Here is an 11,429-nt window from a genome sequence, read left to right as displayed (position 1 = left end):
ACCGAGCCGGTCACCGCCCACACCGAACGGGTCGTGCGCTGCCTGTGGAGCCTGGACCGCGAACTCGCCTACGCACGGCACTATCCGGCCGTGTCCTGGTCCGAGTCCTTCTCCCGGGACGCCACCGCGCTGGGCGCCGCGCACGCGCGGGCCGGCGACCCCGGGTGGGCCGAGCGGCGCGGGCGGGTGGCGCGCCAGCTGGCGTCGGCGGACCGGCTCGCCGATCTGGTGGAGCTGGTCGGCATCACCGCGCTGCCGCCCCGGGAGCGGATCGACGTCCTGGCCGGACGGCTGCTGCGCGAGGCCGCGATCCAGCAGAACGCGCTGAGCCCGGCGGACGCCTACAGCACCCCCGAGAAGACGGCCGCCCTGGTGGAGGCCGTACTGGCCGTGATCGACCGCTGTCTGGAACTGGTGGACGCCGGTACGGCGGTGGACGCGATCGAGGCGGTCGACTTCACCCCGCTGCTGCGGGCGCGCGAGACGGCGGCCCCGGCCGAGACCGCCCCGGTGACGGCGGCCCGCGACACCGTGCTGGCCCGGCTGGAGGAGATGGCATGACGGCAGCACCGCCCGGCGGCACCACGGCGGCAGGAGGCGGCACGGCCGGTCCCGTGCCGATCGAGTTCACGGGCGTGCGCGAGCTGCGCGGGCCGCTGGTCGTCGTCGAAGGGGTGAGCGGTGTCGGCTGGGACGAGTTCGCCACGATCGTCCTCGACTCCGGTGAGCGGCGGCACGGTCTGGTGCTGGAGATGGACCGGGATCTCGCGGTGGTGCAGGTCCTGGAGGACACGGCCGGGATGAACCGCTCCGGCACCCGGGTCGCCTTCTCGGGGTCGCCGCTGCGGATCCCGGTGGGCTCCGGCTGGCTGGGGCGGGTGTGCAACGGGCGGGGAGAGGCGGCCGACGGCGGGCCGCCGGTGCTCGGCGCCTCCTCCGCGACGGTCGGCGGCGCGCCGATCAACCCGGTGCGCCGGGAACCGCCCGTCGAGCCGGTGCTCACCGGCGTGGGCGCCCTGGACGTGCTGACCACCCTGGTGCGCGGCCAGAAGCTCCCGGTGTTCTCGGCGGCCGGGCTGCCGCATCTGGAACTGGCGGTGCAGATCGCGGCCCAGTCGACCTGCGGGGGCGAGGCGTTCGCCGTGGTGTTCGCCGGGATGGGGCTCACCCACGCCGACGTGGCGTTCGTACGGGACGGACTGGCCGCGCGTTCCGCCGCGCGGGAACTGGCGCTGTTCGTCAACACCGCCGACGACCCGGTGATCGAACGGATGCTCACCCCGCGGCTGGCCCTGACCGTCGCCGAGCACCTGGCGTTCGCCGAGGGGCGCCATGTGCTGGTGGTGATGACCGACATGACGGCCTACGCGGAGGCGCTGCGCGAGGTGTCCGCAGCGCGCGGTGAGATACCGGCCCGGCGCGCCTACCCCGGCTATCTGTACAGCGACCTCGCCTCCCTCTACGAGCGCTGCGGCAGGATCAGGGGACGGCCGGGGTCGGTCACCGTGCTGCCGGTGCTCACCATGCCCGCGGGCGACATCACCCATCCCGTGCCCGATCTGACCGGCTATATCACGGAGGGCCAGATCGTGCTGTCCGCCGAGGTCCAGGCGTCCGGTGTCTATCCGCCGCTGGATCCGCTCGCCTCGCTGTCGCGGCTGATGCGCAAGGGCACCGGAGCCGGGCTGACCCGTGCCGATCATCCGGCCCTCGCCGCCCAGTTGATCGCCGCGCTGGCCCGCTCCCGGCAGGTGGCGGACCTCGCCGACCTGGTCGGCCGGTCCGCGCTGAGCCCGACCGACCTGGCCCATCTGGAGCTGGCGGACGCCTTCCACCGCCGGTTCCTCGCCCAGGGCACCACCGAGAACCGGCCGCTGGAGGACTCCCTGGACCGCGCCTGGGAGGTGCTGCTGACCCTGCCGCGCAGTCAGCTCGGCATGATCCCGGCCGACCTGCTCGACGCGCACGCCCCGGCGGCGGACGAGTCACCGCGATGAGCCCTCGTGCGCGCCGTACGCCGACCGGACGGGCCGGGCGGCTCAGGCTGCGCCGCAGTCTCGCCACCGCCCAGCGCGGCGCCGACCTGCTCGAACGCAAACTCCGGCTGCTGCTGGACCGGGAACACAGCGCACGGGAGGCGGCGCGGGAAGCCGACCGGGTGTGGCGGAAGCGGCTGGCCGAGGCGGAGACCTGGCTGGTGCGCGGAGTCCTCCTCGGCGGCGAGAGCGCGCCGCTACGGGCGGCACCCGCGGACCGGGCACGCGTCGACGTCCGGTGGGCCGTGCTCATGGGCGTGCGCCATCCGGCCGCGGTGGACTGGACCGACCCGGTGCGCGGCGCGGCGGAGCCGACCCCGCCCAACACGGCGCTGGCGCACGCCGAGACGGCGTACCGTGCCGCTCTCCGCGCCGCCGCGGAACTCGCCGTACACGGTACGGCCGCCGACCTGCTGGCCGCCGAGTCCGCACGGACCCGGCAACGGGTGCGCGCCCTGCGCCGCCACTGGATCCCCCGGCTGCGCGACGAACTGGCCGCGCTGGAGCTGGCGTTGGAGGAGTCCGAGCACGAGGAGGCGGTACGCCGCAGATGGGCCGCGACCCGGGGCGGCGGGTGACATCGGCACGAGCCATCTTGCGGGTGACATCGGCGCGGGCCGTCTTGCGGGTGACATCGGCCCGCGGCTCCATCCGGCAGGTGACACCGGCGCGCGGCTGCCGAAGAACAGGTCGCCCACAGTGGCATCGCGAACAAGGCCGGAGGACCCTTCCGTCCGGATTCCCGGTCGGCATGCCGAGGGGCCCTACCGGGGGCCGATGGTCCCCTGGCAGGGCCTCCGGTTCCGGGCTTTCATGGAAGTCGCGGCGGCGCTGCGCCGCAGGGAGGAGATGGGGCGATGACCGCTCCCGTACCCGCGCGCAAGGACGACCGGAACCCCGGCTCCGGCCGCCGGCCGATCGTGGTGGGTCTCGACCCCGACCCCGCCCGCCGGACGGCACCGGCCTGGGCGGCGGACGAGGCCGCCCGCCGTCGGCTGCCGCTGCGGCTGGTCCATGTCGAGGGCGTACCGACCCCTGGTGACCGCAGGACGGCGGTGCCGCCCTCCTGGGAGGGGTGGAACGAGGCACTGCACGAGGCCGGGAAGAAGGTGCTGGCGGAGGCCGCGGAGTTCGTCACGGCCCGGCACCCCGGCCTGGAGGTGGACACGCTGCTCGCCGAGGGCGATCCGGTGTGGACGCTGTGCGAGCAGAGCCGCGACGCCACCTCGCTCGTCCTCGGCTCGCACCACCTGAGCCGGCGCCAAGAGGTGTTCGGCTCCGCGTCGATCGCCCTCCCGGTGATGGCCCGTACGCACTGCCCCCTGGTGGTCGTGCCCGAGCCGGAACACACCACCCAGGACCCGCCGTACTACGTCGTCGGCGTCGACGGCAGCGAACGCTCCGCGGCGGCGGTCGACGTGGCGTTCGAGGAGGCGGCGCTGCGCGGCGCGGCGCTGCGGGCCCTGCTGGTGTGGGAGCACGGTCCGCTGCGGGTCTTCGACGAGCGCGGGCCGCAGGAGGAGTCCCGGCGGCTCCTCTCCGAGATCGTGGCGGGCCGCCATGCCCGCTATCCCGAGGTGGACCTGCACCACGAGGTGGTCGCGGGCCATCCGGTGCAGGTGCTCACCGAGGCCTCGGAACACGCGCTGGGCCTGGTGGTGGGCACGCGGGGGCGCGGCGGCTTCGCCGGCATGCTGCTGGGCTCGGTGAGCCAGGGCGTGCTGCATCACGCCCGCTGCCCCGTGATCGCGGTCCCGACCCACGGGTGAGCCGGGGCGCCGAGCCGGTACGAAGGGAGCCGCCGTGACCACCGAGCCCCTCGCCGTGAGCACGGTCACCGCGCTCGTCGCGGACGCCGTCGCGGCGCCTTCCCTGGGCAACGCGCAGCCCTGGGCGTTCCGTTACCTGCGGGACACGGGCGTGCTGCGGCTGTACGCCGACCCGGAGCGCGCGCTTGCGCATGCCGACCCGGAGAACCGGGGCCTGCACCTGGGCTGCGGGGCCGCGCTGCTGAACCTGCGGGTGTCCGCCGCCGCGGCGGGGCTCGCCCCGGACGTCCGGCTGCTGCCCGACCCGGCACACCCTGAGCTTCTCGCCGAGGTGCGTCTGTCCGGCACCGGATCGCCCGACGACGCGCTGGCCGCCCTGCACCCGGCGATCGCGCGGCGGCACTCCAGCCGCTTCCCCTACCGCGACGAGGACATCCCCGCCGACGTGCGGGAACGGCTGGCCGACGCGGCGCGTGCCGAGGGTGCCCAGCTGGTGCTTCCGGGTGTCTGGCACGTGCAGTCGATCCTGGATCTGGTGCGGGACGCCGAGGGCCGGGAGGCGAGCGATCCGGCCTGGCGCGCGGAGACGGAGCGGTGGACGCGGATACGACCGGCCGCGCCGGACGCCGCGGGCCCCTCCGACGGCATCCCCGCCGAGGCGTTCGGCCCCCGGCAGCAGGGTGCCTCGGTCCCGGTACGCGACTTCGCCGGGGGCCGTCCGGTGCCCGGGCGCGGCCGGGCCGTCTTCGAGGAGAACCCGAGGATCGCACTGCTGGGCACGGCTGAGGACGGCCCGGTGGACTGGCTGTGCGCAGGTCAGGCACTGGAGCGGGTCCTGCTGCGGGCCACCACCGACGGTCTGGTCGCCTCGCTCACCTCCCAGCCCCTGGAGTGGTCCGAGATCCGCTGGGCCGTCCGCGATCCCCTGTCGGCCATGGCCTACGTCCAGATGGTCCTCCGGCTCGGCTACGGCCCCGAGGGCCCCGCGAGCCCTCGCCGTCCGGTGGCCGACGTCCTCGATGTCATCTGACCGGTCCCCGCCTTCGGCCAAGAAGAACGGACGCCCGCCCGGCGAGGACCGGGCGGGCACCGAAGGCCGACCTGGACCCAGCCACGGCTGTGAAGAATTCTGCGGGATCAGGTCCGGTCGGTCTCGGTCGGCGGCGGTGGGTGGCAAGGGGCCGGCCGGGGTGCGAGGTGCCGATGCTCCGGCGCGACCCGTGGCAGGACGGCGAGGCCGAGGACGGTGGCGGCCAGGCAGGCGGCGGCGCCCAGGCCGAGCCCAACCCGCGGGCCGAGGTGCTGGGCCACCACGCCGACGACGGGCCCGCCGACGGGGGTGCTGCCGAGGAAGGTCACCGACCACAGCGCCATCACCCGGCCGCGCAGGGACGGCTCGGCGACCAGTTGCAGGGTGGTGTTCCCGGTCGCCAGGAACGCGGTGCTCGCCGCGCCCACGACGGCGAGTGCCGCGAGCACGCCGGGCAGCCACGGAATGACCGCCGCCGCGGTCAGCGCGGCGGCGAAGAAGGCGGCGGCGCGGATCAGCGGGACCGCCCCGGCCCTGCCGAAGGCGGCCACGGCAAGGCCGCCGACCACCGCGCCCAGGCCCATGGCCGAGGTCATGAACCCATACGTGCGCGCGTCCCCGTGCGCGCTCGTGCGGGCCAGTACCGGGAGGACCACCTGGAACTCATAGGCGAGTGTGCCGATCAGCGCCATCATGGCCAGCGGCGCCCACAGCCCCGCGGTGCCGCGGACGTAGCGCAGCCCGGCCGCCAGCTGTCCCGGCCCCTTCTCGACCGGCGCGCCGGCCCGGGGCCGGTCGGTGCGCATCATGCCGAGGGCGAGCAGCACGGCGGCGAAGCTGGCGGCATTGGCCAGGAAGCACACGCCCACGCCGACGGAGGCGATCAGGATGCCGGCGAGCGCCGGGCCGACCGCGCGGGCGGCGTTGGTCGTCACGCTGTTCAGACCGACCGCGTCGCGCAGCAGGTCCGGCCCGACCACTTCCGGCACCAGGGTCTGCCGGGCCGGGTTGTCGATCGCGTTGACCGTGCCGAGGGCGATCGCGAGGATCACCACCATCCACAGCCGTACCAGATGGGTGACGGTGAGCAGGCCCAGGATCAGGGCGAGCGCGGCCAGGGCCGTCTGGGTGGCCATCAGCAGACGGCGCTTGTCGGCCCGGTCGGCGACAAGTCCGCCGTACGGGCCGAGCAGCAGCACCGGCAGGAACTGCACGGCCACCACCAGCCCCAGCACCGTGCCCGAGCCGGTCAGCTCAAGGACCAGCCAGGACTGGGCCACCGCCTGCATCCAGGTGCCGACCAGGCTCACGCACTGGCCGGCGAAGTACAGCCGGAAGTCGCGCACCCGCAGCGCGGCGAACGTCTCCCCCGGGCGAAGCGGCCTCATCCCGGCGACAGGACCGGGAACGGGGACGGGACCGGGGACGGCCTTCGATCGGAACCGGCGCTCACGTTCCGGTGGGCGCGTCCCGGGCGTCGTCCGTCCGGAAGGTGAGGTCCCCGGACACCGACACCACCCCGTCGACCCCGCGGCACAGCTGCTCCACGACGGGAATCTGGCTCTTGAACTCCACGATGCCGGACACGGTGACCCGGCCGTCGCGCACGTCGGCCGTCACATCGCGGGGGTCCAGGAGCAGTGTGCCCCGCAGCAGATCCCGGTTGATCTCCTCACGGATCGCCTCGTCGCGACGCAGGAAGATCCGCAGCAGATCGGCCCGGCTGACGATGCCCACGAGCCGGTCCGCCTCGTCCACCACGGGCAGGCGTTTGACGTGCTGGGTCTCCATGAGCCGGGCGGCCTCGACCACGGACCATTCGGGCCGGGCGCACACCGCGGGGGCGGACATCAGTTCCTCGGCGCGGGCGCCCTCGGCCTTGGCCCGCTCCCATGCCTCCAGATGCGGGACGGGGGTCAGCCCCGAGGGGTCGGCCTGGTCGGCGCTCTTGCGCAGCAGATCGGCCTCGGACACCACGCCGATCGGACGGTCCATCTCGTCCACCACGGGTACGGCGGTGATGTCGTTCTCCTCCAGAAACCTCGCGAGCTCCTTGAACGAGGTGTCGCTCCGGGCCCGGACGACGTCCCGGGTCATGAGCTCCTCGACCGTGCGGTGGTGCATGTCGCCTCCCGGATACGGGGCGCCCACCTCGCGGAGACCGGGCTGCGGCCCCGTACGGCGGTGAGGCCCGCGTGGCAGGTCGGATACAGCACCATTCTGCGGAGAGTACGGCGATCATGCGAGCTCACCCCGGCGCCCGGCTCGGCGTCGGAGCGAGGTGTGGGCGCCGTAGCGGCGTGGCCACGTGGTCCGCAGGCGGGGGTCAGGGCTTCCAGGTGCCGATGCGGTCCACGCGGCGCAGCTGCTGGCGGGCCGTGGGCGCGTCGAGGCCCTCGCCGCGTTCGGTGAGGCGGTCGGCGACGGTGGTGCGCAGTTCCACGGATTTCTGGTTGTCGTACTTGAACTTGGCGCGTACCTCGACCACGTCCAGCTCCAGGCCGCGGATGCCCGGCAGCATCCGGCCGTAGGGCGGCTGGTCGACCTCGACCGGGGCGTGGTCGCCGTCGGGCTGGAAGTGCGCCAGCTGGCGGCGCAGCAGCTCGGCCTTGGCCTGGGGGTCGTCGATGACGCGGGCGCGGCAGGTGAACTGGACGGCCGCGTAGTAGCTGGTCGGCACGCCGTCGGTGGGCGGGACGCCGGGCGCGGCGCGCCAGGTGCCGGGGATGAAGGCGTAGTCGCCGCTGACGTCGAAGATGACGTTCGGGTCGTGCTCGATCGCCTTCCAGACCGGGTTGGGCCGGGCGAGGTGGATCAGCAGCCGGTTGCCGTCGCCGACGAAGTGGGTGGGGACGACGACGGGCGCCGCACCGGGCAGACCGTTGACGCAGAGGTGCCCGAAGTCGTGGCCGTCGGCGATCCAGGTCTGCCATTCGGCGTCGTCCAGACCGGCGTCCCAGGGCTGGATGAACATATGGGTCTCCTCGACGGTGGTGCGGCGGTCGGGCGACACCGGGTACGGCACGTCCCTCACCAGCGGTGGAACGAGTGGACCGTACAACAGCTCGACCGGGCAGCGTCAACCACTTGACCGCGCGGTCCACTTCACTGCACCACGGCGGTGGGACGACGATCGGACCGCGGGCCGCGTAAATCGGTGTCCGATGCGGCCCCGTCCCGCGATCATGGAACGGCCCGTCGCAGCCGTGTCCGCCGAGGAGCCCCTGCCATGCCCGTACCGGCCGATCCGACCGTCCTGCATCCGATGCCCGGGCAGCCGCGCGTCGTCCTGCTCAAGCCCCTGGTGAAGTCCCCGCTGATCGAGGTCGGAGAGTACTCGTACTACGACGACCCCGACGACGCGACCGCCTTCGAGACGCGCAACGTGCTCTACCACTACGGACCGGAGAAGCTGGTCATCGGCAGCTTCTGCGCGCTCGGCACCGGCGTGCGGTTCATCATGAACGGCGCCAACCACCGCATGGACGGCCCCTCGACCTTCCCCTTCCCCACCATGGGCGGCTCCTGGTCCGCGCACTTCGACCTGCTCACCGGCCTGCCGAACCGAGGGGACACCGTCGTCGGCAACGACGTCTGGTTCGGGCACGGCGCGACGGTGATGCCCGGCGTGCGGATCGGCCACGGCGCGATCATCGCGACCGGCGCCGTGGTCACCGCGGACGTACCCGACTACGGCATCGTCGGCGGCAACCCGGCCCGCCTGATCCGCACCCGCTACAGCGCCGAGGATGTCGCCCGGCTGCTCGCGGTGGCCTGGTGGGACTGGCCTCCGGAGCACATCACCGAGCACATCCGCACCATCATGGCGGGGACCATCACCGAACTCGAAGCGGCCGCCCCGCGCGCCTGAGGAACCGGAGAAGGACTCGCGCGTGCCGCACCCGAAAGGAACTCGCGCGTACCGCGCCGGAAAACAAATACGGTGCCGCGATGCCCGGGCACGGCTAGGGTCACGGGCATGCAGTTCACTCAGATCTACGGCTGAACGGGTCGGGGCCTCGCCCCGATTCCCCTCCGCATGCCTCAGCGCGTCCGCCACGACGACCGAGTTCCGTCGGCGCGCCGGTCTGCCGTACCCCTTTCGCCGTAGACCAGAAACGAGTGAGTCCTCTTGTCCTCCTCTTCCTCTCCCTCCTCCCTGCCTTCCGCGCCGGGCCGCCCTGCCCATATCGCCATGGTCGGCACCCCGATGATCAGCCATGTCCTGCCCAGCCTCGCCGTCATCCGTGAACTGGTGGCGCGCGGCCACCGGGTGACGTACGCCAACGACCCGGCCCGCGCCGATCTGATCACGGGCGCCGGCGCCGAACTCGTCCCCTGCCCGTCCGGGCTGCCGTTCGCCGACAACACCTGGCCGGAGGACGCCATCGCCACGATGGACCTCTTCCTCTCCGACGCCGTCCAGGCACTCCCCCGGCTGCGCGCCACCTACGACCAGGACCCGGCGGACCTGTATCTGTACGACATCGGCGCCTACACCGGGCGCGCCCTCGCCGAGTCGCAGGGCCGACCGGTGCTTCAGCTGTCCCCGACGTTCGTGGCCTGGGACGGATACGCCGAGGAAGTCGGCGCGCACATCCGGCAGTTGCCGGGCGCCGCCGGCCACTGGGCGAGGTTCGCCGAGTGGCTCGCCGGGTGCGGAGCGTCCACGACCGATGTGGACTCCTTCTCCGGCCGCCCCGCACATGCCCTGGCCCTCATCCCCCGCGCGATGCAGCCGCACTCCGACCGCGTCGACACCAGCACCGTGACCTATGTCGGCCCCTGCTTCGACCGGACGACGGCCGCCACCGAGGAGTGGATCCGGCCGGCGGGCGCGGAGAAAGTGCTGCTGGTCTCCCTGGGCTCGGCGTTCACCCGGCAACCGGAGTTCTACCGCCGGTGCCTCTCGGCCTACGGCAATCTGCCCGGCTGGCATGTCGTCCTCCAGATCGGTAAGTACACGGATCCTCGTGAACTCGGCCAAGTCCCGCCCAATGTCGAGGTCCACTCCTGGGTCCCGCAGCGGGCGATCCTCGACCGGGCGGACGCCTTCGTCACCCACGCCGGCATGGGCGGCTGCTGTGAGGGCCTGCTGGCGGGGGTCCCGATGATCGCCGTACCGCAGGCCGCCGAGCAGTTCATGAACGCCGACCGGCTGGTGGAACTGGGTGTGGCCCGCCGTGTCGACACCGCGGACGCCACCGCCGACGTCCTCCGTGCCGCTCTGCTGGACCTGACCGGGGACCCGGAGGTGGCACACCGCTCGGCGCGCCTGAGTGCCGAGGCCCGGACCGAGGGCGGCACCGGGCGGGCCGCCGACCTCATCGAGGAAATGCTGGGCTGACCCTCACAGGTCCCGGGGCCGGCCGCGAACGGGCGGCCCCGGGACCCTGTGTCAGGACGCCGCCGCGCGCTGCCGTCTGATCGGCTCCCCCACTCGGTGCATATGGGTGAGCGCCTCGCGGTAGGACCGGATCAGTCCGGTCTCGTGGTACGGCACGCCTATCTCCGCGCAGTACGCCCGCACGACGGTCCGGGCCCGGCGCAGATGGGGCGTGGGCATGCTCGGGAACAGGTGGTGCTCGATCTGGTAGTTGAGCCCGCCGAGCATCACATCGGTGAGCGGGCCACCGCGCACATTGCGGGAGGTGAGCACCTGGCGGCGCAGGAAGTCGGGCCGTTCGTCACCGCGGAGGGTCGGCATGCCCTTGTGGTTCGGCGCGAAGGTGCAGCCCAGATAGACACCGAACAGGCACTGGTGCACGGCGAGGAACGCCACCGCCTTCCCGGGGGAGAGCACCAGGAACAGCGCGGACAGGTAGGCCGCTATGTGGAGGAAGAGCAGGGAGCCCTCAAGGAGCCGGTTCTTCATCGACGGCGAGCGCAGCGCGCGGACGCTCGCGACATGCAGATTGAAGCCTTCCAGGGTCAGCAGCGGGAAGAACAGGAACGCCTGGTGGCCACCGATGAGCCGGGCCACGCCCTTGCTGTCGCGGGCCTGGTCGGTGGACCACACCAGGATGTCCGGGGCGACATCGGGGTCGAGTTCCTCGTGGTTCGGGTTGGCGTGGTGGCGGGTGTGCTTGTTCATCCACCAGCCGTAGCTCATGCCGATGCCGAGGTTGCCGAAGAGCCGGCCCCAAGTCTCGCTCGGCCGGCGCCGCCGGAAGACCTGTCGGTGAGCCAGGTCGTGTGCCACCAGGGCGACTTGGCCGAAGGCCAGGGACAGGAAGGCGGCGACCGCGAGTTGCCACCAGGTGTCGCCGAGCGCGGCGAAGGCTCCCCAGCCCGCCGCCAGCAGCGCGATCACCAGGCCGAGCCGCATCGTGTAGTAACCGGGGCGCCGCTTCAGCAGACCCGCCTCGGTGATGCGCCGGGAGAGTCCGGCGAAGTCGCTGCCGACCCGGGGCGGAGAGGTGCGGGAAGGGGCGGCGGGTGGTCCGGTGACCAGGGACGCGTCGGTGGAAATCGTCATGCGTCGAGTCTCCCGACGGCCGTCCGCCCGAGACAGCCTGCCAGCCACCGGACCCGACCGGGGGCTGTCCCCCGGTCGGGTCCGGGGGGCTACCACCCCGGAGCGTCCCTTCGACG

The 11,429-nt window shown here is 73.2% G+C and carries 11 protein-coding genes; 7 read left to right on the top strand and 4 right to left on the bottom strand.

From position 1 onward, the window contains the following. From CCN72_RS29125 to CCN72_RS29105, 5 genes are all read left to right on the top strand, one after another. The coding region (locus tag CCN72_RS29125) for an ATP synthase beta subunit C-terminal domain-containing protein (RefSeq protein ID WP_483027281.1) at positions 1-561 on the top strand (561 nt) is incomplete at its 5' end. Next, positions 558-1,997 (top strand): V-type ATP synthase subunit B, encoded by a 1,440-nt coding sequence (locus tag CCN72_RS29120; RefSeq protein WP_086810929.1) that lies wholly within the window; start codon positions 558-560, stop codon positions 1,995-1,997. The genes CCN72_RS29125 and CCN72_RS29120, both read left to right, overlap by 4 nt. Then, positions 1,994-2,614 carry a V-type ATP synthase subunit D gene (locus tag CCN72_RS29115; RefSeq protein WP_086810927.1) on the top strand — a complete coding sequence of 207 codons (621 nt, stop codon included), beginning with the start codon at positions 1,994-1,996 and terminating at the stop codon, positions 2,612-2,614. The genes CCN72_RS29120 and CCN72_RS29115 overlap by 4 nt, the downstream gene beginning before the upstream one ends. Positions 2,615-2,893: 279 nt before the next feature. Next, complete coding sequence (locus CCN72_RS29110; RefSeq protein WP_086810926.1) at positions 2,894-3,805, top strand: universal stress protein; 912 nt, start codon at positions 2,894-2,896, stop codon at positions 3,803-3,805. A 34-nt stretch (positions 3,806-3,839) separates the two neighbouring features. Then, complete coding sequence (locus CCN72_RS29105) at positions 3,840-4,835, top strand: Acg family FMN-binding oxidoreductase (RefSeq protein ID WP_086810924.1); 996 nt, start codon at positions 3,840-3,842, stop codon at positions 4,833-4,835. A 107-nt stretch (positions 4,836-4,942) separates the two neighbouring features. Here the strand turns inward: CCN72_RS29105 and CCN72_RS29100 are convergent, their stop codons facing one another. From CCN72_RS29100 to CCN72_RS29090, 3 genes are all read right to left on the bottom strand, one after another. Further along, positions 4,943-6,223 (bottom strand): MFS transporter, encoded by a 1,281-nt coding sequence (locus tag CCN72_RS29100; RefSeq protein WP_086810922.1) that lies wholly within the window; start codon positions 6,221-6,223, stop codon positions 4,943-4,945. A 61-nt stretch (positions 6,224-6,284) separates the two neighbouring features. Beyond that, complete coding sequence (locus tag CCN72_RS29095; RefSeq protein ID WP_086810920.1) at positions 6,285-6,959, bottom strand: CBS domain-containing protein; 675 nt, start codon at positions 6,957-6,959, stop codon at positions 6,285-6,287. A 202-nt stretch (positions 6,960-7,161) separates the two neighbouring features. Next, complete coding sequence (locus CCN72_RS29090; RefSeq protein WP_086810931.1) at positions 7,162-7,809, bottom strand: FMN-binding negative transcriptional regulator; 648 nt, start codon at positions 7,807-7,809, stop codon at positions 7,162-7,164. Positions 7,810-8,064: 255 nt separating this feature from the next. On the opposite strand from CCN72_RS29090, the gene CCN72_RS29085 reads away from it, so the two are divergent. Next, complete coding sequence (locus tag CCN72_RS29085; RefSeq protein ID WP_086810918.1) at positions 8,065-8,706, top strand: CatB-related O-acetyltransferase; 642 nt, start codon at positions 8,065-8,067, stop codon at positions 8,704-8,706. Positions 8,707-9,030: 324 nt separating this feature from the next. After that, positions 9,031-10,182 carry a macrolide family glycosyltransferase gene (locus tag CCN72_RS29080; protein WP_086810916.1) on the top strand — a complete coding sequence of 384 codons (1,152 nt, stop codon included), beginning with the start codon at positions 9,031-9,033 and terminating at the stop codon, positions 10,180-10,182. A 51-nt stretch (positions 10,183-10,233) separates the two neighbouring features. Here the strand turns inward: CCN72_RS29080 and CCN72_RS29075 are convergent, their stop codons facing one another. Continuing rightward, positions 10,234-11,313 (bottom strand): fatty acid desaturase family protein, encoded by a 1,080-nt coding sequence (locus CCN72_RS29075; RefSeq protein WP_086810914.1) that lies wholly within the window; start codon positions 11,311-11,313, stop codon positions 10,234-10,236. Between the last annotated feature and the right edge of the window lie 116 nt (positions 11,314-11,429).

This window comes from Streptomyces murinus, assembly GCF_002154555.1.
GTDB classification, from domain to species: Bacteria; Actinomycetota; Actinomycetes; order Streptomycetales; family Streptomycetaceae; genus Streptomyces; species Streptomyces murinus.
This window is presented reverse-complemented; position numbering and strand designations above follow the sequence as displayed.